We start from the raw sequence: 25,843 nt of genomic DNA on the forward strand, positions 1-25,843 counted from the left end.
CTGCCCCCGGATCCACCGTGTTCATCTGTCCGAGCAGTGGTGTCAGTTCCGGATGCGCCCGGATACGTCCCCCGGCCCTTTAGGCCGGTCGCGGGCGCCATGGATCAAGAGGTCCTCACCGTCCGCCCGCCGCGGGGTGAGCGTCACCGAGATCCGATGGGTGCGAGTCCGCCCGGCACTGGCCTCCCCGTCGGCGGTGACCACCCATGCCTTGAAGCCGCCCGTGGCTTTGGCGTCGTACCGCAGCTCCACCGCGAACTCCATCTCGATGGACCCCACCTGGAACGCGACATCAGCCCCGGCCCCGCGTGCGGATGCTGCCAGGAGTTCATCGCGTAATGCCGCGACCGCGTCCGCCAGCTCGATCTTCACGGAACCCACCAGTGACCTCCCCCACCGCGCCATAGTGCGCGTCTGTCCATCGCACAGTACAGATGGCCGGCACGGCGTGGTGGTGGATTCGTCGAGTACCGCCCGCATCGCATCGCAACCCGGGTGTCACCCGCCGAGGCGAACGACGGGCGTTCCATTCCCCTCGGGTGGTCAGACCGCCTCGGGAGCGTCCGAGGCCGGGACGGTGTGCCCCCGAGGCTGCTATATCGTGTCAAGCCGCTTGAGCGAGTTCTTCGACATTGTCGAGTCGGTTTCGGTCTGATCGCTCAAGGATCTTGAAGATCTGGCGGCAGATCACCCGCTTGAGGCATCGCTGGGCGTCCCGGGAGGTCTTTCCTTCGGTGATCTTGCGAGCGACGTACGTCTTCGTGGAGGGATCAAGTCGCATCCTGATCAGGGTGATGGTGTGCATGGCCCGGTTGAGCTGCCGGTCGCCGTTGCGGTTGAGCCGGTGTCGGTTGGTCAGCCCGGACGAGGCAGGGATCGGCGAGACACCGGCGAAAGAGGCGAAGGCGGCTTCAGAGCGGAATCGCCCCTGGTGAGACCAGCTGACCAAGATCTGGGCGGCAGTGATCGGCCCGACTCCGAGCAAGCCGAGAAGCTCGGGGGCCTGCTGCCGCACCAGGGCGAGTATCTCGTTCTCGAGTTCCTTGGCCTCGGCCTGCAGGGCCTGGACGCGCTGGGCCGTGGACCGCATGGCCCGCACCGTCATCCGGTGCTCCAGGTCCTGGGCCGGGCGGTCGCGGAACTGAGCGCAGTAGGCGATCTGGGCGGGGCGCTTGAGCTTCCGCAGCTCTGCGCGGAGGTCGTCCGGGGCGGAGACGACCAGAGCCTTGAGCTGGTTACTGACTTCGGCTCGCCAGGGTGAATCTTTGCGAAGTCCCTGATGGGTCTGGAGCGGTGGCTGTATTCCGTGGTGTGTGAGATATGCGGATGGGGGCGGGCTGACCGCTGCGGGACGTCGGCGCCGGGAGTCGGTGCGGATGCAGGCGGCCGAGCTGTTCGAGCAGGAGATCAAGCCGCCGGAGGTGGCACGGCGACTGCGGGTGAGCCTGAAATCGGCCTACCAGTGGCACCAGCTGTGGCGGGACGGTGGTCATGAGGCTCTGGCCTCCCGCGGCCCGAGCGGATCCCGTTGCCGGCTGTCCCCGCGCTGTCTGGAGAAACTGGCTGCGTACCTCGATGAGGGCCCGGCCGCCCACGGCTGGGTGGAGGACCAGGTGTGGACCGCGGCGAGGGTGGCCACGCTGATCGGCCGGAAGTTCCACGTCTCCTACAGCGTCTCCGGTGCCACGAGGCTGATGCACCGGCTCGGCTTCAGCCCGCAGGTCCCCGCACGGCGGGTCGCCGAGCGCGACGAGAGGGCCGTCACCGTGTGGAAGGAGGTGACCTGGGCGGAGGTAAAAGAGCCCGGGCGGCCTGCGGGGGCTACATCTGCTTCGAGGACGAAGCAGGGTTCACGCGGAAGCCGCCCCGGGGACGAACCTGGGGCCGGCGCGGGCACACCCCGGTCGTGACCGTCAGCGGGCGACGCTCGGGGCGGCTGTCGGTGGCCGGACTGATCGCCATGCGGCCCGGCTCCCGTACCCGGCTGTGCCACCGCCTGCGCGCCCACCGGGCGGGCAGAGGCAAACGCCGCAGCATGGGCGAGCGTGACTTCATCGCGCTCGTCGACGGCGTCCACCAGCTCCTCAAGGCACCTATCGTGCTGGTCTGGGACCGCCTCAACACCCACGTCTCTCACGCCATGCGCAAGTTGATCGCCGAGCGCGCATGGCTGACAGTGTTCCTGCTGCCCGCCTACTCACCCGACCTCAACCCCGTCGAATGGGTATGGGCACACATCAAACGCAGCCTGGCCAACCTCGCCGTCGTCGCGCTCGACCGGCTCGAAGCACTCGTCCGTAACCGACTCAAGCGCCTTCAGTACCGGCCCGGCACCCTCGACGGCTTCATAGCCGGCACCGGCCTGACTCTCGACGAACCTGCCTCACCCTGACGAGCCGAAGTCAGTAATCGCGGCGGTGGAAGCGAGGACCGCACCGTGACGGGCGGCAAGCAGCACCCGCAGTGCCTCGCGTTCGCCGCGGAGGCGGGGCTGGATCAAGTGCTCGGTGGCCAGCGCCTCTTTGGCGGCCCGGATGGCGTCGAGCATGTCGGTTTTGCGGCCTCCGCGGTTGGCCGCTCGCTTCGGGCGGCAGACCTCGACGACCTGCTCGCCGGCTTGGTCCAGGAAGGCCGCGAGGCCGGCACCGTAGCTGCCGATGCCTTCCAGAGCCCAGCAGCGGCGGCCGGGAACCTGCTGGCGGGCGAAGTCCAGCAGGCGCCGGTAGCCGCGGGCGTTGGCCGGGGAATCGGTGCTGGCCAGCACGGCGCCGATGCGGCTGACGGCGGCCGCGGCGAGGGTGTCGCGGTGGGTGTCGACGCCGATGACGCCATCGACGTGTTCTGCGAGCATGGTCATGCGGCTGTTCTCCTCCGGGCGGACGACCGTGACGGCGTCGGCCTGGGTGGAGTCACCACGTGGCGGAACTGTGATGAGTCACGCCGGAAGGCGGACAAGCTGCTGATCAAGCCAACGGGTGGGCCAGGCCGACGCCCGCGTCCGGCAGACATCTCGGGGGAACGGCAGCCCCTGACGGAACGCCAGTTATCTTGCGAGTCATGCCGGATCACGAGCGCCGAGCCTGGCAGCAACCCATCCCGGGCCGCAGAAGAACTCTCACAGTTACCTTCTTCCTTCGTGGCCTCGCGAGGAGGCTCCCGGCCTTCGGCCCGGTATGACTTGAGCCCCCAGTCAAGATGATCGAAAAGGTGGTGTCGCCGGTGCCGGAGGCATTGGCAGACCGCTGATCAGAGGCACCAGCGCCGATCTCTCAACCGGGTACGGCAGTCTTTTCGTCACGTGGATGCCGGCACGCTGATGCCGCAGGTGAGGCCGGGGAACAGACGAGGGCGGGAGCGACCTTGACCCTAGGGCCTGCCCGGCGGGTCGTGTGACTGACGAGCGGCTGGATCGGTCCGGCTGGTGTGGGGCGGATGATCCCGGTCGTGGAGCGTGTGCGCGTACTGGGGGGCGGGTGTGGTGGCGGGGGTTTGGTGGGGGGTTGGTGGGGTGGGGTGGGGGGGTGTTTATCTGACGGCGGTTGCCGGCTGGGGCTGGAGTTGGTGCCGGATTTCGTCGTGGACGGTTTCGCCGCGTGTTTCGGTCAGGTCCAGGGAGGCGAGTACGGATGGCACGGCGATGCTGGGGAGGAGGTGGCGCAGCAGTGCGGAGGTCTGGAAGCGCAGGTTCTGGTAGTCGGTGGTGGTCTGGGACATGGACTGGACGCCCGCGAATGTGCTGACCATGATGTCGGCGGTGACGGATGGTATGACGTGGGGCAGTAGTTCGCCCTGGGCTTGTGCTTGTTCCAGCAGTTGCCGGCATACGGTGCTCCAGCGCAGGAAGGGGCCGCTGCGGTCGAGGCCTTCGGCGTGCTGGTCCATGGTCAGCCGCACGCCTGCCCGTACCATCGGGTCGGACTGCAGGCGGTAGGCGTGCAGCAGGACGACGTCGGCGAGTTCCTGGACCTTGCAGGCGCGGTCGGGGATGACGAACCGCTGGTCCTGTTCGTGCAGGACGCCCTGGGCGAGCTGTTCCTTCGATTCGAAGTGGAAGTACAGCGCTCCCTTGGTCACGCCTGCGGTGCTGAGGATTTCGGCGATGGTGGCGGCCTGGTAGCCGCGTTCCTCGAAGATCTTTGCCGCTGCTTCGAGGATGTTCCTTCGTGTGCGGATGGCACGGTCCTGTTTCACCACGTGGGGTCCTCCCTTTTCCTGGCGTTGGTTTCGGCGGACGGAGGCCCGGCCGACCCCACAAAAAAACCGCATAGTTTGTATCTTACATCCGGTGCCGGGCGCGGTCTCAGGACGCGGGTTCGGGCGGCGTGTGGGCCTGGTGCGGCGGAGGGAGGACATCGGTGATTCTCGTGACAGGCGCCACCGGGACCGTCGGGGGGGAGGTCCTGCGCCGGCTGCCCGCGCATCTCGCGGTGCGTGTCATGGCCAGGGACCCCTCGCGGGTGGCGCGTCCGGGTTGCCGGGCCGAGGTGGTGGCCGGTGACTATGGCGATCCGTGCTCGCTGGGGCGCGCTGTCGAGGGGGTGGGCCGCGCGCTGGTCCTCACCAGCCGTGTCGGCGGTGACGACGACGCGCGCTTCGTGGATGCCGCGCGTGCGGCGGGGGTGCGGCATCTGGTCAAGGTGTCCGCGGCGGCCGTCGCGGACAGCGGGGCGGACGATGTCCTCACCCGCTGGCAGCGCAGGAACGAGGACCTGTTGCTGGGTTCCGGTCTGCGGTGGACCGTGCTGCGCCCGCGGTCCTTCATGTCCAACACGCTGTCCTGGGCGGTGTCCATCGCCGGTGAGCAGGTGGTGCGGGGTCTGTACGGCACCTCGCTCAACGCGTGCGTCGACCCGCGCGACGTCGCCGCCGCAGCCGTGTGCGCGCTGACCGAGGACGGGCACGAGGGGCGGATCCATACGCTGACCGGACCGGAGCCGATCAGCGCGGTCGAGCAGACGGCGCAGCTCGGCCGGCTGCTGGGCCGCCCGCTGCGCTTCGAGGAGTTGTCCCCCCGCCGGGCGCGTGTCCTGCTGCGCGAGCGGTATCCCGAGCCGGTCGTCGAGGCGTTGCTGGCCGGTGCGGAACGCCAGCGGGCCGGAGCCAAGGCGGGAGTCGAGGACACGGTCGGGCGGCTGACCGGGCGCGCGGCCCGGTCCTTTCGCACGTGGGCCGGGGATCACCTCGGGGCGTTCGGTGCCGTGCCGGGTGCGGCGGGGGCGGGGCGGTGAGGGCTTGCCCGGAGCCTTCACGGGGTGTGAGGGCTCAGGGGGCGTAGGGGTGGTACGGCGGCCGTCAGGTCCGGTCGCCGCGGTCCCCGCCGCCCTTCCCCGGGCGGCGGCGCACCGCGCCGGACGGTGCGCCGCCGCCGGACGGGGCGCCGTCGGGGACCGGGGCCGCCCCGTCCCGCGGGCGTGCCGGTGCCGTGCCGGGTGTGGCGGGGGCGGGGCGGCGGGGGGCTTGCCCGGAGCCTTCACGGGGTGTGGCGGGCCGGGCAAGGGGGTGCGGGTGCGTGGCCGTCAGGTGCGGTCGCCGCGCGGCCCTGCCGCCCCGGGCAGCGGCACGCCGCCGGACGGCACGCCGCGCCGGACGGTGCGCCGCGTCGGACGGTGCGCCGCGTCGGACGGTACGCCGCGTCGGACGGTGCGCCGCCGCCGGACGGTGCGCCGCCGCCGGACGGTGCGCCGCCGCCGGACGGCATGCCGCGCCGGACGGTGCGCCGTTGTGGCTCGGGGCCGTCCCGTTTCATGGGCTGGCCCGTCCCGCGGGCCGCGGCGGGGGCTGCTCCCCGGGTGCGTGTGGTGTGTCCTGCGGTGTGGCGGTGTGTTGTGGGGTGTGCGGTCAGTCCTGTGGGGCGGCGGTCACGGTCGCGCTGAACACGGGGTGGCCGTCCTGGTGGCCGGTGACCAGGACTGTGTCCGGGTCGCCGGGGGCGGTGCGGGGCAGGTGCAGGGCGTCGATCAGACAGGGCAGGTCCAGCTCCGCGTATTTCGTGAACGCGCATGTGAGGCCGGCCGGCAGGAGGGAGGGTCTGTGCAGGACCGCGGTCGCTGCCTGGCGGGCGGCCTCGAGCAGCACCATGCCCGGAACGTGGTCGACCTGGTGGTCGAAGAGGACCGGGTGCCGGGTGTCCACTCGCAGTTGCCAGCGGTCCGGGTCGCCGGTGGGGGAGAGCACCACGTCGGCGGGTGAGAGGCGTCCCACGCTCTGCGGCGCCACCGGAGCCGTCAGGGGGATCGGACGGTGTCCGGCGCTGAAGACGTGCTCTGGACGCAGCCGGCGGTAGACGGCGGGAGCGAGGGCGGTGAAGGAGATCTGTCCCGTCGCGGCGGGCCGTCCCTCGCGCAGGATCGTCGTCTCGTACCGCAGGCCGGACAGCCGGCGGCCGCGTGTCCTGACCTCCGTGCAGGTGACGTCGAGGTCCAGCGCGGCGGGTGCCCGGCCGGTCCGCACCTGCTCGGGACGGACCGTGAGGGTGAGTTCCTCCATCAGGAACTGGTGGCCGAAGGGGACGCCGAACTCGGCGTGGGCGAGCAGGGCACCGATCTGACGGATCGTTTCAGCGGCGATCAGCGGGTCGTGGTGGACTCCCACGGGGGTGAAGAAGCTGTGGCTGCGCGGCCACTGCGCGGCCATCGCGAAGTGGGTGTCGTCCAGGCGCTTCCAGTCGGTGAGCATGACCTCGGCGACGGCTGCGCGGTGCACCAGTTCCCTGGGGACCGTCGTGGTCAAAGGCCCGTGACGCAGCGCTGCCCGGGAGGCCGGCAGGGCGGTTCCCGCCGGCGCCTGCTCGATCGACGGACCTTCGAACCGGAACGTGCTCGCGGTCATCGCTCCCCCTGAGTGGGATCGGAGATGTGCTGCAGAGGGCATAAAAGTAGAGACCACCCGGTTTGATTTCCAGAGGAACCGCAGCTTCCGCGCAGGTTCGTCCCGGGGCGTCCTGGGGGCGGGACGGGAGAGTTCTGCCGGGCCGGTCCCTTCTCCGGTGTTTGTCCAGCTCATGGCTGACGGGGCCGCCGCAGGGCCGCTGTGCCGCCTCCGGCCGACCGCCCGAGCGTTTCTCGAGCGGTGCTGAGGCGCCTTTGTAGTGCGGTGCCGCACGGTGGCCGGGGTGGAGAGGAGCCGACATGGGTGAACCCGGCGTCATGGGGCCCGCGTTGCGCATAGAACGCGGCCGGGCCGACGCGGACGAACTGGCCGCGCTGACCGTCGTGCTGTGCTCGGTTGTGGCCGGGCGGGCGGCGGACGGCGCACCGGAGCCCCCCGCCCCCGCCCCTGCGCCTGCGCCGTGGCGGCGGGCGGACCGGACCGGCTCGGCCTACCGCTCGCCGTACTGCTGGCGGTAACGCCCCACCGCCCAACCGGCCACCGCCCAACGGTCGGCCGGCCACCGGCCACCGGGCCACCGGCAACCGCCCAACTGGCTACCGGCTACCGGGCCACCGCCCAACGGTCGGCCGGCCACCGGCTACCGGGCCACCGGCCAACCGGCCACCGCCCAACGGTCGGCCGGCCACCGGCCAACCGGCCACCGCCCAACGGCCGGCCGGCTACCGGCCACCGGCTACCGGCTACCGGCTACCGGGTCACCGGCTACCGGGCCGCCGGCCGCCCGGGCGGTGGCCGGGCGGGCGGCACTTACCAGGGCTTTTTCATGCGTGGGCCACACAACCCCCTTATAAACCGCATAGACGGTTTGTTAGCCTGGGGTTCCGTGCCGGCCGCGTTCAGGAGGGAGGAGGCAGCGTGACAGTCCTCAATGACGTCGCTCAGGTGTCCGCGCGTCTGTCGGGCGGCCGCGGGTGCGTGGCCGAACTGCGCGGGATCCGGGCGCGGGCGCTGGCCGGGCCGGGTGGGGAGGCGACGGCGGCGCAGCATGCCAGGGGCAAGCTGACGGCGCGGGAGCGTATCGGGCTGCTGTTGGACCCGGAGTCCTTTTGTGAGGTCGGGCAGCTGCGCCGGCACCGGGCCACCGGGTTCGGCCTGGAGGCCAAAAGGCCGTACACCGACGGTGTCGTCACCGGCTGGGGCACGGTGGAGGGCCGTACGGTCTTCGTCTACGCGCACGACTTCCGGATCTTCGGCGGGGCGCTGGGCGAGGCCCACGCCGCGAAGATCCACAAGATCATGGATATGGCCATCGCGGCGGGTGCGCCGCTGGTCTCCCTCAACGACGGTGCCGGCGCGCGGATCCAGGAGGGTGTCTGCGCGCTGGCCGGGTACGGCGGCATCTTCCAGCGCAACACCCGGGCGTCCGGGGTCATCCCGCAGATCAGCGTGATGCTCGGCCCGTGCGCGGGCGGCGCCGCCTACAGTCCCGCCCTCACGGACTTCGTGTTCATGGTCCGCGACACCTCGCAGATGTTCATCACCGGCCCGGACGTGGTCAGGGCCGTCACCGGCGAGGAGGTCACCCACAACGGCCTCGGCGGCGCCGGCGTGCACGCCGAGACGTCCGGCGTCTGCCACTTCGCCTACGACGACGAGGAGACCTGCCTCGCCGAGGTCCGCTACCTCCTGTCCCTCCTCCCGCCGAACAACCGGCAGTTCCCGCCGCGCGTGCGGTGTGCCGATCCGCACACCCGCCGTTCGAAGGTGCTGGCGGACCTGGTGCCGGCGGACGGCAGCCGCCCCTACGACATGGCCAGGGTCGTCGAGGAACTCGTCGACGACGGCGAGTACCTGGAGGTCCACGAGCGCTGGGCGCGCAACATCATCTGCGCCCTGGCCCGGCTGGACGGCCAGGTCGTCGGCATCGTCGCCAACCAGCCGCAGGTCCTGGCCGGTGTCCTGGACATCGGGGCCAGCGAGAAGGCCGCACGGTTCGTCCAGATGTGCGACGCCTTCAACATCGCGCTCATCACCCTCCTGGACGTACCCGGGTTCCTGCCGGGTGTGGACCAGGAGCACGGCGGGATCATCCGCCACGGCGCCAAGCTGCTCTACGCCTACTGCAACGCGAGCGTGCCCCGGATCTCGCTCGTCCTGCGCAAGGCGTACGGGGGCGCCTACATCGTCATGGACAGCCAGTCCATCGGCGCCGACCTCACCTACGCCTGGCCCGCCAACGAGATCGCCGTGATGGGCGCCGAGGGCGCGGCCGACGTCGTCTTCCGCCGTCAGATCGCCGACGCCGAGGACCCCGAAGCCATGCGGGCGCGCATGGTCAAGGAGTACAGGGCCGAGCTGATGCACCCCTACTACGCGGCCGAGCGCGGTCTGGTCGACGACGTCATCGACCCCGCCGAGACCCGCGAGGTGCTCGTCAGATCCCTGGCGATGCTCCAGGCCAAGAACGCCGACCTGCCCTCCCGCAAGCACGGCAACCCGCCGCAGTAACGGAGCATTCCCCATGGTCAAACAGGAGCGAGCGCGGCGTACCCGCGAGGCGCTGATCAAGTCGGCCGCCACGGTCTTCGACCGCGACGGCTTCAGCGTGGCCTCTCTCACGGCGATCAGCTCGCTGGCCGGAGTGAGCAACGGCGCGCTCCACTTCCACTTCGCGAGCAAGGCGGCTCTGGCCGACTCGGTGGAAGAGGCCGCGGCGCAGCGGCTGGAGCGCATCGTCACGGCCCCGGAGGGCGCGGCCGGCAACGCCCTGCAGATGCTGGTGGACACCTCGCACGAGCTGGCCCGCCGGCTCACCGAGGACGTGGTGCTGCGCGCCGGGTTCGAGCTGAGCCGGGACCAGGTCCGCCGAAGGGGGCCCGGCCTGTACCGCCAGTGGCACCGGTGGGTCGAGGGGGCGCTGAAGCGCGCCGCCGGCGAGGGCGTGCTCAACCAGGTCACGCCCGAGGACGCGGCGGCCTCCGTGGTGGCGGCGACCACCGGCTTCGAGGTGCTGGGCCCGCAGGACCCGCAATGGCTCTCGCACCAGACGGTCACCAGGTTCTGGCAACTGCTGCTGCCGCGGCTGGCCGAGGCCTCCGCCCTCGGCGGTCTCGTGGCGGCCGGCAGCCGCCCCCGGTGAGGACGACAGGCCACACCGGCACCCGCAGAGGGGAGACGGCCCGAAGGGAGAGCATAACAGACCACGCGGTCTGATAAGCGGGTTGATTATCCTTTTTGTCTCCACCTACTTGAGCGTGCGGGCACCACGGCGGCGCCCGGCCGCACGGCTCCCCGCACGCCGCCCCGCTCCGTGCGCCGGCCCGCCGCCGCACCCGCACCCCGGCCGCCCGGGGGTCAACGGCGCCCATCCGCCGGGGTTCCGGGCCTCCCGCCGCCCTCGTCCGGACGAGGCCGCCACCAGCGGCGGGGCAACGCGTGCGAGTCTGCACATCTCCTCCCCATTGACAAACCGACTGTGCTGTTTTTTTAATCGTGTTCTAGCCGGAGTCGTCGAGCGCCGTCCAGGCGCACCAGCGACGGCCCTCGCGGTAGGGATCCGTATGCAACCCGGCATGGAACAAAAAGGGGGAAAAGACAGTGGACATCGAAGTTCTGGGCGCCCTGTCAGTACGCGAGCACGGCACCTCGATCACACCGACGGCCCCGAAGCCGCGGCAGGTGCTGGCACTGCTCGCGCTGCAGGCCGACCGCGTGGTCCAGGTCTCTTCCCTGATCGAGGAGTTGTGGGACGACGAGCCGCCGCGCAGTGCACGCACCACCCTGCAGACCTACGTGCTCCAGTTGCGGGAGCTCATCGGCGAGGCGCTGGCCAAGTCCGGCGAGGAAGACGTCACCGCCAAGGACATCCTGGTCACCCTCCCCGGCGGCTACCGCCTGGACACCCGGGGCGGCCGGGTCGATTTCCGTGAGTTCGAGCAGCAGGCCGGAGCGGGCTACCGGGCCATGGACGCCGAGGACTTCACCAGCGCCGCACGGCGGCTGCGGGAGGCGCTGTCGCTGTGGACCGGCTCCGCGCTCGCCGACGTGACCGCCGGCAGCCGCATCGGCCTCGAGGTCAAGCGCCTGGAGGAGACCCGGCTGTGCGCGCTGGACCAGCGCATCGAGGCCGATCTGCGGCTCGGCCGCCACCGCGAGCTGCTGTCCGAACTGACCGTCCTCGTCAACCGGCACCAGATGCACGAGAGCCTGCACGGCCAGTTCATGGTGGCCCTGCACCGCTCCGGCCGGCGCGGCGAGGCGCTCAGCGTCTACCAGCGGCTGCGCACCACCCTCGTACGCGAGCTGGGCCTGGAGCCGTCGGCGATGATGAGCCGGCTGCAGCGCTCCATCCTGACGGCCGCCCCGGAGACCGCCGGGACCCGCAGCCCGGAGGCCACCGGCCGGACCGTGGCCCGGGTGGGCTGACCCCGCCCCCGCGCCCGGCCGCCGCGTCCGCGCCCGGCCGCCGCGCCCGCGTCCGCGCCCGGCTGCCGGGACCGCGCCCGGCCCCGCGTCCGCGGCCGGCCCCGCGCCCGCGGCCGGCCGCCGGGCCGTGCCGGCCGTGCCCCCGGCCCGGGGGCGGGCGGGCTCGTGTACCCGGGATGCCCGCGCAGGTGCCAAGCGGCCGTGAGGCCCTCTGCGCAGCTCGCCGCCGGCGGCCTGCCCGCCCGGCTGCCCCCGTTCCGGTACCACCGCATCGGCTTTCCCGGCCGCTACGCCTTCACCCGGCCGGCCGGCCGTGCCGGGGCGGCGGCAGCCGCGCGACCCGCACCGCGCGCGTCCCGGTGCGGCAGGCGGCCGCAGGCCTGGCCGGCCTCGACCGGGACGGTGCCGGCCTCGCGGTCCGGGGCGACGGACTTCGCCACCGGTGACCGGGACGAGCACGGCGGGCAGGACGGGCCCCGCCCGGCCGGCGGACCCCGGGCAGCAGGCGCGCCACCGCTCGCGTCGGCCGCTGCGCGGCGGCCCCGCCGGTATGCGGCAGGTGTGGTCGCGCACGATCACGCCCCTCACCCGGCCTCGGGCGCGCCGCGGGAGAACCGGTACCCGGCGAAGCCGGCGACACGGACGTATCCCAGGCGCTGGTAGAGGGCGTTGCTGGTGGGGTTGTCCGGGTCCGTGAACAGGACGACGCCCGTCGCCCCCGCGGCCAGCGCGGCCCTGCTCGCCTCGGCCGTCACGGCTCCCGCGTAGCCGCGGCCGCGGAGGCGGGCGGGAGTGTAGACGGGGTCCACCCGGACCATGCCGCCGACGACCGGCGTCGAGGCCGCCATCGAGACAGGGGTGCCCTCCGGCGTCCGCCAGAACGTGAAGTGCCGGTCGCCGAAACGCGATTCCTCCCAGGAGCCGGCATCGATCACGTCGATGGAGGACTGCTCCCCGACGTCGGCGCAGAACTCACGGCACCAGCGCACCACGTGCGCACGGTCCTCACCGCCCGCGGGGCGCCCCTGGCCCGGCGGGCGCGGCTGCGGCGGGGTGAGCGTGCCGAGACGGTACAGATGCGTCCGCCAGAAGAGTGCCGGCGCCGCGCCCGTGGCCCGCTGCCAGGACCGGGCGAAGGCACCGGCGGTGTCGTGGTCCGCGATGACGGTGGCGGGAAAGTGGCCGAGGCCGGCCAGGTGAGCGGCGAGGGTATCGCTCTGCTCGGCACTCAGGGGCGTGAGGCCCAGGCGTCCGCGGGAAGTGAGACAGAAGATCGCGCGGACCTCGCCCCGTGACTGCAGTCGGCCGAAAACGGCGGCGGCTTCGGCGCCGGGATCGGCCGCCTTGCGTCGGCGCAGCTTCTCGATGTCTGTCAGCGGCGTGTTGTGCAGCGCGGCGCGCGAGCACAGGAAGTCCCCGGCCCGGGCCAGGAAGTCGTCGACGTCTTGGGTGAGGTGCCAGTCATCCGGGAGCATGCTTCATGATCCCGGATGGCCCGGGCCCGGGGATTTTACCCAACGACTGTCAGCCACCCGACCGACTGCCCCCGTTCAGCCGCCGGCCCGTGAGCGAGGCGGGGAAACACCGCCTTCCGGGGGCGCGGCGTACCTGGCCGCCTCCGCAGTGGCGTCCTGGACGTCAGCCGGGGCGGGCCGGCCCGGGACCGGACGCCGGTGCGGCGCGCCTGCGACACGCACCTCGCCTCTCGCGGTCGAGCACCCCGGGAAAAAGAGCCCGCCGGCGCGCAAGGACGGCGGCACGCTCGTCACGCAGGCCGTGCTGTGCGCCGTACCCGGGCACGTTCTTGACGCTGCGCGACCAGCACATCCGGATGCCGGCTGTCCGCGTCGGGCCACCGCGGACACGCATACGGCTCATCGCCGCCCGCCCCGCCGGCCGCACTATGATGCGGCCCCGGGCCTGCAGAATCCTTGGAGAAGACGCATGAGCGATGTGGGCATCGGCACCGGCAATGTGGTCGTGAACAGGGCGATGTCGCTGGACGGGTTCATCGCCGGTCCCGGCCACGCGATGGACTGGATCGCCGAGTACCTGACCGCGGATACGTTCCCGGAGGTTATGGCGGCCACGGGCGCCATGCTCGTCGGCCGGGGCACGTACGAGGTCGCCAAGCGGATGGCCGACCAGGACACCGCCTACGACGGGGGAGCACAGTTCGTCCTCACCCACGAGCCTCCCGACGAGCCGGACCCCGCCGTCACGTTCCTCACCTGCGACATCGAGGAAGCCGTTGCCACAGCACGCAGCGCCGCGGGCGGCAGGAACCTGGAGATCCTCGGTGCTGACACGGCCGCCCAGTGCCTGCGGCGCGGGCTCGTCGACGAGATCCTGGTGTATGTACTGCCGGTACTGCTCGGCGACGGTGTCCGCTTCTCGCCCCCGAGCCTCGGCAGGATCGACCTGGAACCGTTCAGCACCACCCAGTCGGGCGCCGTCACGATGCTCCGCTTCCGCGTGCGTAAGTAGGCGCAGCCCTCCAGGAGCCGACACCGCCGGCACCGGAACGCGCCGACACCGCCCGGGGCGACGGCGGCTGCGCCAGCGTCAGCAGGCGTGCAGGTCACGGGCGAGGGCGGGGTGGTCGGGCGGGTCGCTGTCGCCCAGGACGAAGCCGCGCAGCGGCCCGAAGCGGCGGTTCGACGGAGTCGGCCCAGGACGCGTGGGCCGGGGTGAAGCACGGCTCGGTCTGGTGCCGGGCGGACCAGGTGCGGATCGTCGCGGTTTGTTGCCGGACCAGTTGTCGGGGATGACGCAGAGGGGGGCGCCATCGGGCCGGGCGGCGCGGATGCTCTGCACCCGGTGGAGGGCTGAGGCAGTCGGCGAGCTTGCGCAGACTCCAGTGGGTCAACGGCATTGCGCATCACCGGAAACCGAGATCACCACACCCCCACCCGGCCGACGTCCGCGGTCAACGCACCAGCCGCTCCGGCCCCCGTGACCCGGACCGGCGACCGAGGACCGGGGAGCAGGGACCGGGGACCTGGGGCCTGGGACCGGAAAAGCGTGCGAGACGATTTCCATGAACGGCTCCATCGGTGATCCGAACCCGGCCGCCCGGAAATGGAAGGCTCAATTCCCGGCTATCGCACCCATCGCGGTGCGCGTGAATGACGGGATCGGCTCGAGTGCGGCTCCAGCGTTTTTCCGGAACCCTGGAGCTTATACCGCGCGGCGTTCGCGATGGCAGGAGCACGGCGGCCTCTGGCGGCCAGGAACGGGGGCGCCATCAGTTCCGGGAAACCGGTCTCGATACCGCGCCGGTGCCAGGCGGAGACGAGTTCCATGGCCGTGATCGAATCCAGGACGTGACCCGCCCCCTCGTCGCGGCCCGCCAGGGGCACGGGCCCGTCCTGCTCGGCGCAGCGGGCGGCCATGAGCCGCAGCAACTGCCGCAGCAGCGGGTCCGCGCCCGGCGGCGGCACCTGCCCGTCACCCCGCCCGGTACTTTCGGTGCCCCCCACGGCACGGAAATCCACAGGGTGGAGCGAGCCGCAAAAGACGATCGACGGCATTCATTTCGCAACGGCCGGCCGCACGTCACAGACCTGTCAGGAACAACGGGACGCGACGGCGCAACAAAACGGCTCAAAGATTCCTCGACCACTTCCGAGAGCGGGGTCGTGGCGGGATACGGCACGCCTCGTGCATACGTCGCGGGGTAAGGACACCGGGCCCCCGCCTGGCGCAATATCGACGAGCCTCGGGCGCCGATTCGCACACCGGCTCGGAAGACGAGTCCAGCCGTCGAGGTACAGGGAGGGAAACCATGAAGATTCGTGTTCTGGGTCCACTGAGTGCCGACGTCAACGGGATGTCGATCGTTCCGACGGCCGGGAAACCGCGCCAGATCCTGGCCCTGCTCGCCCTCTACCCGGGCAGAGTCATGCCCGTGCCCACGCTGATGGAGGAGATCTGGGGCACCGAACTGCCCCAGAGCGCCCTCACCACGCTGCAGACCTACATACTCCAGCTGCGGCGCCGGCTCGGTACCGCCATGGGGCCCGGCGCCCCCGGCACCGCCAAGGACGTGCTCGCCACCCGGCACGGCGGCTACCTGCTGCAGATACCGGCCGACGCGGTCGACGTCCACGAGTACGAGCGCCTCGTCCTCGAGGGCCAGCAGGCCTTCGAGGACGGCGACGACCAGCGGTCCGCCCACGCCTACCGCAAGGCGCTGAGCCTGTGGCAGGGGCCCGCCCTGGTCGACGTACCCGTCGGCCCGGTCCTGGAGATAGAGGCGATGCGGCTGGAGGAGAGCCGGCTTGTCACGCGGGAGCGCCGCATCGACGCCGACCTCAGGATCGGCCGGCACGCCGAGGTCACCGCCGAACTGATGGACCTGACCGCCCGGCACCCCGAGCACGAGGGACTGCACTCGCAGGCCATGGTGGCGCTGTACCGCTCCGGTCGGCAGGCCGGAGCGCTTGACGTCTACCACCGGCTGCGCCGCCGCCTGGTCGACGAGCTGGGTGTGGAGCCCTCACCGCAGTTGCAGCGACTGCACCAGGCGATCCTCGCCGTCGACCCTCAGTTGGACCTGGCGTCCGGGCCCCGGCGCAGCTCCACCTTCGACCTGTACGCGGCCTGACACCGCGGCCTGGCACGCGGCCTGGCACCGCGGCCTGGCACCGCGGCCTGGCACCGCGGGCTGGCACCGCGGCCCGGCCCGCCGGCCGTCAGCCCGCCGGGCCGATGTCCTTCAGCAGGGCGCGCTCCAGCGCGGTCAGGGGCAGGTCGGGGCGCAGGCGTTCGGGATGGCCCGGCGCAGGCGCGTCCACCAGGCGGGTGTCGGCCCGGGCCGTCTCGCCCGCGAGCTGGACGGCGCCGACAGCGACCAGGCACTGCCAGACGTCGGCCACCAGGGCACGGGTGAACCGCCGCACGCGCCGGGCGAACGTCATCAGGCCTCCTTCGGACCGCGGATCGGCATCCCGTCCCCCGGCCAGGCTGGGCGGGCTCGCTCGAGAACCGCCCGACGTCCCCTCGAGCCCGGGTCGAGCGGACTGACGGCCGACCCCCGGGGCGCGCGGGGGCCCGGGGGCCTGAGCCGAGCGGACCGGGCGAGCCGGCGGCCGACGCCAGGCGGCCCGCGGCGAGGCACTGGCGGCGACGCCCGGGGCCCAATACCCACCCGGGGGCTTGAGGGCTTGAGGCTTGAGGGTTTGGGGGCTCGGGGGCTCGGGGGCTCGGGTCGAGCGGGCCGACGCCGGGACGCGGCCGGGCGGGCGGATCCGGCCGCGCCCCGAGTCGGCACACCGCGCCCCGGACGGGCCAGGACGGGCTGGACCGCGCCTGGACGGACATGGACGGACCTGGACGGGTCGCTGTCCCGGACCACTGGCGCGGTTCCTCGGCCGCGTCACCGGCCCGGATGGGGCCCGGCGTCCCACGCGTACCTGCGACCACGGGCTGCCGACCCCTTTGAAAGCAGCGGGTCCCGACGAAGCTGCCCGGCCGGCCTGTGGCGCGGGCGCGCCGGGCCGAGCACGGCTCCGGCGCGCCGCACCTCCCGCACCGGTTTCGACAACAGTGTCCGCCCACCGGGCTGTTCGTCCGTCGTGGTGTCCGCCCACCGGGCTGTTCGTCCGTCGTGGTGTCCGCCCACCGGGCTGTTCGTCCGTCGTGGTGTCCGGCGCCGGGCTGTTCGTCCGTCGTGGTGTCCGGCGCCGGGCTGTTCGTCCGTCGTGGTGTCCGGCGCCGGGCTGTTCGTCCGACGTGGTGTCCGGCACTGGGCCGTCCGAGCGCCGGAGTCGCGCGCAGTGGTCGTGCGACCGGGCGGCACCCGGGTTCCGCTCCCGCCCGGCCCCTTCCGGACAGCCGGCCGGGCCCGGGGCGCGCACCCGGGTGAGGGCCTCGCGCCGCCCCCTGGGTCCCGGTGCCGATGCGCGGGCCCGTGCCGGGCGGTCCGGGCCCGGGCGCGCACGCACGGGTGCGGTGGCGCGTACGCCCGGATCCGCCCCCCGGGTGTCCGGCGCGGCGGCCCGCAGGGTCGGGCAGGGCGGTCGGGCCCGGGTCGAGCCGGCGTCGAGTGCGCTCGCCCTCCGCGCGGGCGCGCCGCACTCCGCTGCGGATTCGAGCGGCGTTCGAGGAACGGGCGAGCCGTTCTCCACCGGATCAGGACACCGTCCGTGGTGAGCCTGTACGGGCCGGCGGGCCGCGGCCTCCCATGGCCTGCCGCCCGCCTTCCGGACGACGTCTGAGACGAGAGGGGTGTGCTGGATGTATCTCGCGCCCGTGCACCGTATGGCCCAGCACACGGAGGTGGACGCACCGGCCGGGGTGCTCTACGGCCTGATCGCCGACGCGTTGCGCTGGCCCGTCTTCCTGCCGCCCACCGTCCACGTCGAACAGCTCGAGTTCGACGGCGAGTCGGAACGGCTGCGGATGTGGGTCACCGCCAACGGCGAGATCAAGTCCTGGACGACACGGCGCGTCCTCGACCCCGTGGCACACCGCGTCGACTTCCGCCAGGAGGTCCTGCCCCGGCCCGTGACCTCCATGGGCGGCAGTTGGACCGTCGAGCCGCGGGGCCCCGAGCGCTCCCTGGTCACCCTCCGCAACGACTTCTCCGTCGACGGCAACGCGCGCACCGACGTCGACTGGGTGAAGCGGGCCACCACCGCCAACAGCCACGCCGCCCTCACCAACCTCCGTCGGCTCGCCGAGCGCTGGCGCCGCCTCGACGACCTCGTCCTGTCCTTCGAGGACACGGCTCTCCTCGACGCGCCCGTCGAGCCGGTCTACGACTTCCTGCACCGGTTCGGCGACCGCCCCGACGCGGTGCCCGGCGCCACCGGGATCGACATCACCGAGCGCGGGCCCGGGGTGCAGCTCATGACCGTGGAGCTGGCCGGCCCCGACGGCACGGCGCGGACGACCGAATCGGTCAGGATCGGCTTCCCGCACGCCGGACGCATCGTCTACAAGGACATCCGGGACACCGAACAGCCCGCACTGCTGGCGGCGCACACGGGGGAGTGGTCCGGTCGACCCCAACGCCTGGGGCACGGGCGTCACCGTCACCGCGCGACACCACGCGGTGCTCGACGAGGACGGCGTACGCGAGCGGTACGGCGACGGCGCGGACGCGGTGCGGCTCGCGCGGCAGGCGCTGCGCTCGCGGCTCGTGCGGGAGAGCGGCCTCGCGCTGCGGCTGGCCGGGGAGCACGTCGCCGGCGCACCGGCCCGCGGAGCCTGAGCCGCGCCGCCGCCCGGCCGCCCGAAACCCCGTGCCCATGTGCCGAACGCGCCCGTCCGCGCCCGCCGGACGGGCTGAAGCCGGAGGTCCCACGTGAACCACAGCCTGACCGCGGGTGCCGGCACGTCCGGGGCCGCAAAAACGCCCGCGCCCCCCGCGCCCTCCAGGTGTCCGGTGACGGGTCCGCACGCGCCCAGTACGTCGAGGACCTGCTCGGTGACCCCTTCGCCGCCGGCAACCCGCACGGCCAGCAGGCGCTGCTCGCCGCCGACGAACGGCGCGAGGCCCCCGCGGCCACCGAGGAACTGCTCCATCGCTTCGGCCTCGCCGCCGAGTTCGTGCCGAAGGCCCTGGGCGGCCGCCTCACCGGCGTCGAAGGGCTCGCCCAGGTGCTGCGGCCGGTCTTCCGGCGGGACGTGGCGCTCGGCTTCGGCGCCGGGATGACCGCCCTGTTCGCCGCGTCCGCGGTGTGGACCGCCGGCGACGAACGGCAGCGCCAGGACACCGCGCGGCGGCTGCTCGGCGGCGGCCGCCTCACCATCCTGCACCGCGAGTTCGCGCACGCCAACGCGATCCTGCGCGGCGAGTACACCGCGCGCCCGCACCCGGCGGCGGCTATGTGGTGGACGGCCGCAAGGAAGTCGTCATCAACGCCGACCGCGCCGACACCTTCGTCTCCTACGTCCGCACCGCGCCCGGCGACGGCCCGGAACAGCCACTCCGTGTTCCTGCTCGAGACCGGCCGGCTCCCCGCGCACGCCGTGCACCGGCTGCCCCGCGCCCGCACCCACGGCATGCGCGGCGCCCACTACGCCGGACTCGAACTCGCGCACTGCCCCGTGCCCGCCGACGCCCTCGTCGGACAGGTGGGCCAGGGCGTCTCCCTGGCCCTGCGCACCTTCCAGGTCAGCCGGGCGCTGGTGTCCGGCGGCGCCCTGGTCGGCGGGATGGACAGCGCACTGCGCTACGCCGTCCGGGCCGTCGGCGAGTCCCGCCGCGGCCTGGAACCGCACGGCCGCCGCGGCCGGGTGCTCGCCGGGGTCTTCGCCGACCTGCTCGCCTGCGACAGCCTGGCCGTCGCCGGGCTGCGGCTGCTCGACCTGGCGCCCGAGCACGCCCTGGTCCCCTCCGCGGCCGTCAAGTACGCCGTGTCCGCGCTGCTCCACGAGGACCTCGACGAACTCGCCGCGGTGCTCGGCGCCCGCGGCTACGACCGCGGCCCCACCTACGGCGGCTTCCAGAAGCTGGTGCGCGACCTGCCGGTGGCCGGGCTCGGACACGCCGGCACCGCCGACACCCAGGCCGTCCTCGTCCCCCACCTGCGCACCCTCGCCCACGCCACCTGGCGCGGCGAGGCCGGACACGAAGCGCCCGCCGCGCTCTTCACCCCCGGCGCCGGGGACACCGCCCTCGACTTCCGGCGGCTGGACGCCGAGCCCCGCGACCCGCACCACGGCTGCGACGGACTGCTCGCCGCGCTGCTCGGCGCCGCCGCCCGGCTCGACGGCAAGCGCGAACGCGGCCCCAGGTGGGCGGCGCTCGCCGACCTCGCCCGTGCCTTCGCCGCCGAGGTGCGCCGGCTCGCCGAGCGGTGCGCCACGCTCCTGGGGCGCCCGGCCGCCGGGGCGCTCGCCCCGGCCGCCTACGTCCTCGTCGACCGCTACTGCCTGCTGATCGCCGCCGCCTCCTGCCTCGCCGTCTGCGAGAACGCCGATCCCGGCGCTGTGGACGGGGGCCTGCTCGCCGAACCCGACTGGGCGCTGCTCGCCCTGACCCGGTTCGGCCGCCGGCTCGGCCTGGAGGTCCCCGGCCTGCCCGACGGCCTCACGCGGGACCTCGCGGCCCGGCTCGTGGACCGCTACCGCAGCGGACGGAGCTTCGACCTCTACGGGATGCGGCTCGCGTGAGCCGCGGCCCCGGCAGAAACGGTTCGGCCCGGCCGGGGGCGGACCGGCCGTCCAGGGGACACGGCCCGGACCGCAGGACGACGCAAGGAGGCGAACGCCATGCACCACAGTGAGCCCGCACCCGCACCCGCACCCGCACCCGCACCCGAGCCCGCGCCCGCGCCCGCACCCGCACCCGCACCCGCACCCGAGCCCGCACCCGAGCCCGAGCCCGCACCCGCACCCGAGCCCGCACCCGAGCCCGCACCCGTGCCCGCACCCGTGCCCGCACCCGTGCCCGCGCCCGAGCCCGTGCCCGAGCCCGTGCCCGTGCCCGCGCCCGAGCCCGCACCCGAGCCCGTGCCCGTACCCGTGCGCAAGGGCGGCGGCCGCGTCACGGACGACATCGACGCCCGCGACGCCGTCGGTGTCCTCGACACCCTGCGGCGCCTGGGCGCCCTGGGCGCCCTCGCCGTCACGCACGGCTCCGCCGTCCCGCCGCCCGTGCACATTCCGCGTCCGGACAGCTCGTGGCTGCGGGTCCGCGAGGACCTCGCGGACCGCGGCGTCACGGTGGCGTACGCGACCTGGACCGAGTGGTTCCCCGCGGTGCTCACCACGCCGCGCCTCAAGCCCCTGCTCGGCGGGGACTGGAACCGCTACGCCGGGACCCACGACCCCGCCGTCCGCTGCCGGTTCGCCGCGTCCCGGCTGCTCGTCAAGTACACCGCGGCGGCCGCGCTCGGCATCGGGCCGGAGGACATCGACATCGCCTACCGGCTCGGTGGCCGCCCCTACCTGCGCGGCCTCGACCAGATCGAGGTGGGCCTGACGCACACCGGTGAGCTGATGGCCGTGGGGATCAGCCGGGTGGGCCGCATCGGCCTGGACGCCGAGTGCGCGGACCGGCGCTTCGACCTGGGCCTGATGCGCAACCGGATGTGCACCCCGGCCGAGGCCGCCGAACTGGACGCGCTGTCCCCGGACCAGCAGGCGGCGTGCGTGCTGCGGCTGTGGACGCTGAAGGAGGCGTACACCAAGGCGCTCGGGCAGGGCATGCGGCTCGCCTTCACCGAGTTCGGCTTCGGCCTCGCTCTCGGCGGCCTGCGCACCCCCGACGGCGCCGCCGCCCTCGGCGAGGAGTGGGCGTTCGCCACGCACCCGGTGCTCGGCCGCTACCTGGTCAGCGCGGCGTGCCACGACGCCGGACTCGACCCGGCCGGGGACACCTCGGTCGGCACCATGCTGGACCGGCGGCTGCTCACGGCGATGACCCCGCCCGCGGACCAGGACCCGGCCGTCGACATCTGAGCACCTCCGGCCCCGAGCACCTCCCGCCCCGAGCACCTCCCGCCCCCGCGCGCTCCGGCCCCGCGCGCTCCGGCCCCGCGCGCTCCGGGCCCGAGCACCTCCGGGTCCCGCTCGCGCTCGGTCCCGCTTGCGCTCGGTCCTGCTCGTGTCCGGTCCCGCTGGTGTCCGGTCCCGGCTGGTGTTCAGCCCCGCTTCGGGGGCTCTCCCTCGGTGAACAGGACCCGGAACGCCAGCTCGCCCATCCGCCACCCGGCGGCTGTCCTGCGGGCCTCGCCGGAGGCGAGCGTGCCCGCGCGGAACAGCGGCGGCCGGTCCCCGCCGGGATGGTGGACGTGCGTGGTCAGCACGTTGGCGCGGAACACGGCCCGGTCCCCCGTGACGGTCACCACCGCCGGCGAGCCCAGGTGCTGGGTGCACGCGAACGCCGCCAGCGAGGCACGGTGCCACTCGGCGAGCCCGGCGCGCCCCTGGTGACGGCTCACCGGGAAGGTGACGACCGCGTCCTCGGTGAACAGGCTCCGGGCCCATGCGTCATCGGGCTCCTCGTCGTCGAGCGTGACCAGATAGCGGCCCAGGAGTTCCGCGACCAGGGCGGCGTCGGCGGAATCGGTGACCGGGGCCGAAACGGCGGGCAAAGGGTTGGAAGTCACCGCCCGAGCATGGCGCCGACCGCCTCCCCGAGACCAGATTCCTGCCAGAGATCTGACATTACCGGCAGAGTTCTGTAGTGGATTGCGCAAAGCCTGTACCGCACTCGCTTTACCGTTTCTCCGTGGTCCGGCGATACTCATCAAACACCAGTCGGAAGAGGGCAGATGGATACCTTTGACGCGGACGTGATCATAGTAGGAGCAGGGCCCACCGGACTCATGCTCGCGGGCGAGTTGAGTCTCAACGGAGTCTCCGCCCTGGTCGTGGAACGGCTTGCCGAACCCATCAGGGAATCTCGCGCCCTCGGCTTCTCCGCGCGCACGATCGAGGAATTCGCGCAGCGCGGACTTATTTCCCGGCTCGGTGACGTCGACGTCATTCCGTTCGGTCATTTCGGCGGTGTGCCGCTCGACTACCGGGTCCTTCCCAATGGTTCGTACGGCGCCCGCGGCATCCCCCAGTCGCGGACCGAGGCCATGCTCGCCGGCTGGATCGCGGAGCACGGCGTCGAGGTGCGCCGCGGCGTCGAGGTCACCGGCGTCGAGCAGGACGACGACGGGGCCGGCGTCCGCACAGCCACCGCGGACGGCACCCGCACCCTCCGTGCCCGCCACGTCGTGGGCTGCGACGGCGCCCGCAGCGTCGTCCGCACCAGCGCCGGGATCGACTTCCCCGGCACCGCGCCCACCGTCGAACTGCGCTTCGCCGACGTCACCGGCGTGCAACTGCGCCCCCGCTTCAGCGGCGAGCCGGTGCCCGGCGGCATGGTCATGGTGCTGCCGCTCGGCCCGGACCGCAGCCGCGTCATCTACTACGACCGCGCGCAGCCGATGCGCACCAGCCCGGACCCGATCACCTTCGAGGAGGTCGCCGAGGCGTTCCAGCGGCTGTCCGGCGAGGACATCAGCGGTGCCACACCGCTGTGGGTCTCCTCCACCACCGACGTCAGCCGCCAGGCCGCCCAGTACCGCAAGGGCCGCGTCTTCGTCGCCGGCGACGCCGCCCACATCCACCTGCCGATCGGCGCCCAGGGCATGAGCGCCGGCATCCAGGACGCCGTCAACCTCGGCTGGAAGCTCGCCCTCGACATCAAGGGCCAAGCCCCCCAGGGGCTGCTCGACACCTACCACGCCGAGCGTCACCCGGTCGGCGCCCGCATCCTCGCCAACACCCTCGCCCAGCGCACCCTCTACCTCGGCGGTGACGAAACCGGGCCGCTGCGCCAGGTGTTCACCGAGCTGGTGCGGCACGAGGAGGTGCAGCGCCACCTGGTGGGCATGGTCACCGGGCTCGACATCCGCCACGACGTCGGCTGCGAGGGCCACCCGCTGCTCGGCCGCCGCCTGGAGGACAAGCAGGTCACCCGCGACGGCGTGAAGCAGAGCGTCTTGAGCCTCCTGGAGCCGGGACGCGGCCTGCTGCTCGACCTCGCCGGCAGCGCCGAGCTGCGCGCCGCGGGCCGGGGCTGGTCCGACCGGGTCGACACCGTCACCGTGCAGGGCACCGACGGCGGCTGGGGCCTGGGCGGCATCCTCGTCCGCCCCGACGGCTACGTCGCCTGGGCGGGCGCCCCGGGGGACGGCCCCGCCGCCGGCGCCACGGGCATGCCGCTCACCGACGCGCTCGCCCGCTGGTTCGGCCCCGCCCGCTGACCAAGGGCCCGGCCCGGCCGCACGCCCACCACCGAGGACTTCGAGGAAGCGAGAAGACCATGCCGATCATCTGTGCCGAGGACAACTACCTGACCGTCCTCAACCTGTTCACCACCGACACCCCCGAGCACCAGGAGCAACTGCTCACCGAGATGGGGAAGATCGTCGACGCGGCCGCCTACGAGGGATGGATCTCCTCCACCGTGCACGCCGGGCAGGACGTCCCCGGGACCGCCAACCTCATCCAGTGGCGCAGCGGCGAGGATTTGGAAAAGCGTTACGCCGGTGAGGAGTTCAAGCACCGCACGCTGCCCGTCTTCCGCGAGATCACCACGGCCATCCGGCTGCTGCAGAACGAGATCGTCTTCTCCCAGACCCACCCCTCGCTCGAAGGGCGCGTCCAGGTCTCGCCGGACCGTGACGACTACACGGCCATCGAGGTCCACCGGGTCGGCGAGGCCGACCAGGCCGAACTGGTCAAGCTCCTGGGCGAGGGCCAGGACTGGCTCGTGAACGTCCCCGGCTACCGCTCGCACAGCGTCTTCAAGGGCCTGCGCGCCATGTTCGTCGAGGGCGCCTTCGCCGTCGTCTACTCGCAGTGGGACAGCAAGGAGAGCTACGAGGCCTTCCGCGACCTGCCGCACGCGCGCAAGCCCAGGCCCCGCCGCACCAACGACGAGCGCATCGCCGAGCTGAGGACCGAGTACGACGCGAACACCTACCGCGTCGTGCACACGCGCGCCGCGGGCGAGTAACCCCGCCCGCGCCGAGCACCGGCCCGCCCGCGCCGAGCACCGGCCCGCCCGCGCCGAGCACCGGCCCGCCCGCGCCGAGCACCGGCCCGCCCGCGCCGAGCACCGGCCCGCCCGCGCCGAGCACCGGCCCGTCCGGCCCGTCCGGCCCGTCCGGCCCGTCCGGCCCGTCCGGCCCGTCCGGCCCGTCCGGCCCGTCCGGCCCGTCCGGCCCGTCCGGCCCGTCCGGCCCGTCCGGCCCGGCCGTGCCGCACGCGCCCTCCGCCCTCCCACCGCCCCCCACCGCAGCCACCGGCCCCCTCCGCCCCCACCGCAGTCACCGGACCCCCCACCGCAGCCACCGGCCCCCCCACCGCAGTCACCGGACCCCTCCGCCCCCACCGGACCGCCAAGGAGCGAAACCCTATGCACAGCACGCTGATCGTGGCCCGTATGGCGCCCGGTGCGGGTGCGGACGTCGCCAAGCTGTTCGCCGAGTTCGACGCGACGGACATGCCGCACCGCATGGGCACCCGGCGGCGCCAGTTGTTCGCCTTCAACGGCCTGTACTTCCACCTGCAGGACTTCGACGAGGACAACGGCGGCGAGCTGATCCAGGGCGCCAAGGACGACCCGCGCTTCGTGCGGATCAGCGACGACCTCGCACCGTTCATCGCCCCCTACGACCCGGCGACCTGGCGCTCCCCGGCCGACGCCATGGCACAGCGCTTCTACCGGTGGGAGGCGTCCGCCTGAGCGGACGGCGTGCCGTCCACGGCGGACCGAGCCCGCGGCCCCGCCACAAACGATCAGCCTGGGCGCAACCGCCCCGAGAACCGAAGGAAGTACCCATGGCCAGTATCCAGTTCACCCTCGACGACCTCAGGCGGATCCTCCTCGAGGCCGCGGGCGCGGACGAGAACGTCGACCTCGCCGGAGACATCCTGGACACCACGTTCGAGGTGCTCGGCTACGAGTCCATCGCGCTGCTGGAGACCGGCGGCCGCATCGAACGCGAGTACGGCATCGTCCTGGACGACGACGACCTCGGCGACGACATCACCCCGCGCGACCTGATCGACGTCGTCAACGCCCAGTTGCCCCTGTCCGGAACCCGGGCCGCCTGAGAGGAGCACC

23 protein-coding genes are annotated in these 25,843 nt (G+C 73.1%); 14 read left to right on the top strand and 9 right to left on the bottom strand.

What is annotated here, in order from left to right; genetic code table 11:
- Positions 1 to 42: 42 nt before the first annotated feature.
- Both B1H29_RS36035 and B1H29_RS36040 read right to left on the bottom strand, forming a co-directional pair.
- A complete protein-coding gene (locus B1H29_RS36035; RefSeq protein WP_055420844.1) occupies positions 43 to 372 on the bottom strand; it encodes a trypco2 family protein in 330 nt (109 codons plus the stop codon).
- Between the two features lie 232 nt (positions 373 to 604).
- On the bottom strand, positions 605 to 1,105 hold the full coding sequence (locus B1H29_RS36040) for a transposase (RefSeq protein WP_234393100.1): 501 nt from the start codon (positions 1,103 to 1,105) through the stop codon (positions 605 to 607).
- 208 nt (positions 1,106 to 1,313) lie between these two features.
- On the opposite strand from B1H29_RS36040, the gene B1H29_RS40300 reads away from it, so the two are divergent.
- Positions 1,314 to 2,392 (top strand): IS630 family transposase gene (locus tag B1H29_RS40300; protein WP_432280061.1). Its coding sequence is split into 2 segments (ribosomal slippage): positions 1,314 to 1,815 and positions 1,815 to 2,392, totalling 1,080 coding nucleotides; the frame shifts between segments, so codons are not numbered across the junction.
- Here the strand turns inward: B1H29_RS40300 and B1H29_RS36055 are convergent.
- Positions 2,384 to 2,857: an IS110 family transposase gene (locus B1H29_RS36055; RefSeq protein ID WP_234393099.1), complete on the bottom strand. Its 474-nt coding sequence runs from the start codon at positions 2,855 to 2,857 to the stop codon at positions 2,384 to 2,386. The genes B1H29_RS40300 and B1H29_RS36055 overlap by 9 nt on opposite strands.
- Before the next feature lie 668 nt (positions 2,858 to 3,525).
- Entirely contained in the window at positions 3,526 to 4,194 is a 669-nt protein-coding gene (locus B1H29_RS36060; RefSeq protein ID WP_055419999.1) for a ScbR family autoregulator-binding transcription factor, read from the bottom strand.
- Between the two features lie 161 nt (positions 4,195 to 4,355).
- Here B1H29_RS36060 and B1H29_RS36065 point away from each other — a divergent pair, with 161 nt between their 5' ends.
- Complete coding sequence (locus B1H29_RS36065; RefSeq protein ID WP_055422406.1) at positions 4,356 to 5,228, top strand: NAD(P)H-binding protein; 873 nt, start codon at positions 4,356 to 4,358, stop codon at positions 5,226 to 5,228.
- 610 nt (positions 5,229 to 5,838) lie between these two features.
- On the opposite strand, the gene B1H29_RS36075 is transcribed toward B1H29_RS36065, so the two are convergent.
- Positions 5,839 to 6,828 (bottom strand): ScbA/BarX family gamma-butyrolactone biosynthesis protein, encoded by a 990-nt coding sequence (locus B1H29_RS36075; RefSeq protein ID WP_055422189.1) that lies wholly within the window; start codon positions 6,826 to 6,828, stop codon positions 5,839 to 5,841.
- 299 nt (positions 6,829 to 7,127) lie between these two features.
- Here B1H29_RS36075 and B1H29_RS36080 point away from each other — a divergent pair, with 299 nt between their 5' ends.
- From B1H29_RS36080 to B1H29_RS36100, 4 genes are all read left to right on the top strand, one after another.
- Entirely contained in the window at positions 7,128 to 7,346 is a 219-nt protein-coding gene (locus B1H29_RS36080) for an acyl-CoA carboxylase subunit epsilon (protein ID WP_055422190.1), read from the top strand.
- A gap of 400 nt (positions 7,347 to 7,746) precedes the next feature.
- Positions 7,747 to 9,339 (top strand): acyl-CoA carboxylase subunit beta, encoded by a 1,593-nt coding sequence (locus B1H29_RS36090; RefSeq protein ID WP_055422191.1) that lies wholly within the window; start codon positions 7,747 to 7,749, stop codon positions 9,337 to 9,339.
- A 13-nt stretch (positions 9,340 to 9,352) separates the two neighbouring features.
- Positions 9,353 to 9,970, top strand: coding sequence for a ScbR family autoregulator-binding transcription factor (locus B1H29_RS36095; RefSeq protein WP_055422192.1), 618 nt, complete (start codon positions 9,353 to 9,355; stop codon positions 9,968 to 9,970).
- A 458-nt stretch (positions 9,971 to 10,428) separates the two neighbouring features.
- On the top strand, positions 10,429 to 11,256 hold the full coding sequence (locus B1H29_RS36100; RefSeq protein WP_055422193.1) for an AfsR/SARP family transcriptional regulator: 828 nt from the start codon (positions 10,429 to 10,431) through the stop codon (positions 11,254 to 11,256).
- A gap of 584 nt (positions 11,257 to 11,840) precedes the next feature.
- On the opposite strand, the gene B1H29_RS36105 is transcribed toward B1H29_RS36100, so the two are convergent.
- Entirely contained in the window at positions 11,841 to 12,731 is an 891-nt protein-coding gene (locus tag B1H29_RS36105; protein ID WP_055422194.1) for a GNAT family N-acetyltransferase, read from the bottom strand.
- Positions 12,732 to 13,200: 469 nt separating this feature from the next.
- On the opposite strand from B1H29_RS36105, the gene B1H29_RS36110 reads away from it, so the two are divergent.
- Positions 13,201 to 13,743 carry a dihydrofolate reductase family protein gene (locus B1H29_RS36110; protein ID WP_055422195.1) on the top strand — a complete coding sequence of 181 codons (543 nt, stop codon included), beginning with the start codon at positions 13,201 to 13,203 and terminating at the stop codon, positions 13,741 to 13,743.
- A gap of 614 nt (positions 13,744 to 14,357) precedes the next feature.
- Here B1H29_RS36110 and B1H29_RS36115 read toward each other — a convergent pair.
- The gene (locus B1H29_RS36115) at positions 14,358 to 14,738 is read right to left on the bottom strand and encodes a hypothetical protein (RefSeq protein WP_159027750.1); all 381 of its coding nucleotides are present in this window, start codon (positions 14,736 to 14,738) and stop codon (positions 14,358 to 14,360) included.
- A gap of 305 nt (positions 14,739 to 15,043) precedes the next feature.
- Between B1H29_RS36115 and B1H29_RS36120 the strand changes: the two genes are divergently transcribed.
- A complete protein-coding gene (locus B1H29_RS36120; protein WP_055422197.1) occupies positions 15,044 to 15,865 on the top strand; it encodes an AfsR/SARP family transcriptional regulator in 822 nt (273 codons plus the stop codon).
- 88 nt (positions 15,866 to 15,953) lie between these two features.
- On the opposite strand, the gene B1H29_RS36125 is transcribed toward B1H29_RS36120, so the two are convergent.
- The gene (locus tag B1H29_RS36125; protein WP_055422198.1) at positions 15,954 to 16,178 is read right to left on the bottom strand and encodes a DUF6059 family protein; all 225 of its coding nucleotides are present in this window, start codon (positions 16,176 to 16,178) and stop codon (positions 15,954 to 15,956) included.
- Positions 16,179 to 17,520: 1,342 nt separating this feature from the next.
- Here B1H29_RS36125 and B1H29_RS37825 point away from each other — a divergent pair.
- On the top strand, positions 17,521 to 20,382 hold the full coding sequence (locus tag B1H29_RS37825; protein ID WP_159027880.1) for an SRPBCC family protein: 2,862 nt from the start codon (positions 17,521 to 17,523) through the stop codon (positions 20,380 to 20,382).
- A gap of 99 nt (positions 20,383 to 20,481) precedes the next feature.
- Complete coding sequence (locus B1H29_RS36140; protein ID WP_244209013.1) at positions 20,482 to 21,672, top strand: 4'-phosphopantetheinyl transferase family protein; 1,191 nt, start codon at positions 20,482 to 20,484, stop codon at positions 21,670 to 21,672.
- Positions 21,673 to 21,854: 182 nt separating this feature from the next.
- Here the strand turns inward: B1H29_RS36140 and B1H29_RS36145 are convergent, their stop codons facing one another.
- Entirely contained in the window at positions 21,855 to 22,322 is a 468-nt protein-coding gene (locus tag B1H29_RS36145) for a nuclear transport factor 2 family protein (RefSeq protein ID WP_055422200.1), read from the bottom strand.
- 186 nt (positions 22,323 to 22,508) lie between these two features.
- On the opposite strand from B1H29_RS36145, the gene B1H29_RS36150 reads away from it, so the two are divergent.
- The 4 genes from B1H29_RS36150 (at position 22,509) to B1H29_RS36170 (ending at position 25,833) form a co-directional block, all read left to right on the top strand.
- Positions 22,509 to 23,975 carry an FAD-dependent monooxygenase gene (locus tag B1H29_RS36150; RefSeq protein WP_324611061.1) on the top strand — a complete coding sequence of 489 codons (1,467 nt, stop codon included), beginning with the start codon at positions 22,509 to 22,511 and terminating at the stop codon, positions 23,973 to 23,975.
- 59 nt (positions 23,976 to 24,034) lie between these two features.
- Positions 24,035 to 24,730 (top strand): antibiotic biosynthesis monooxygenase family protein, encoded by a 696-nt coding sequence (locus B1H29_RS36155; protein WP_055422202.1) that lies wholly within the window; start codon positions 24,035 to 24,037, stop codon positions 24,728 to 24,730.
- A 402-nt stretch (positions 24,731 to 25,132) separates the two neighbouring features.
- On the top strand, positions 25,133 to 25,462 hold the full coding sequence (locus B1H29_RS36165; protein WP_055422203.1) for a TcmI family type II polyketide cyclase: 330 nt from the start codon (positions 25,133 to 25,135) through the stop codon (positions 25,460 to 25,462).
- Between the two features lie 95 nt (positions 25,463 to 25,557).
- Positions 25,558 to 25,833: a phosphopantetheine-binding protein gene (locus B1H29_RS36170; RefSeq protein ID WP_055422204.1), complete on the top strand. Its 276-nt coding sequence runs from the start codon at positions 25,558 to 25,560 to the stop codon at positions 25,831 to 25,833.
- The last annotated feature ends 10 nt before the right edge of the window (positions 25,834 to 25,843 follow it).

Origin of the sequence: Streptomyces pactum (assembly GCF_002005225.1) — a bacterium.
Taxonomy (GTDB): domain Bacteria; phylum Actinomycetota; class Actinomycetes; order Streptomycetales; family Streptomycetaceae; genus Streptomyces; species Streptomyces pactum_A.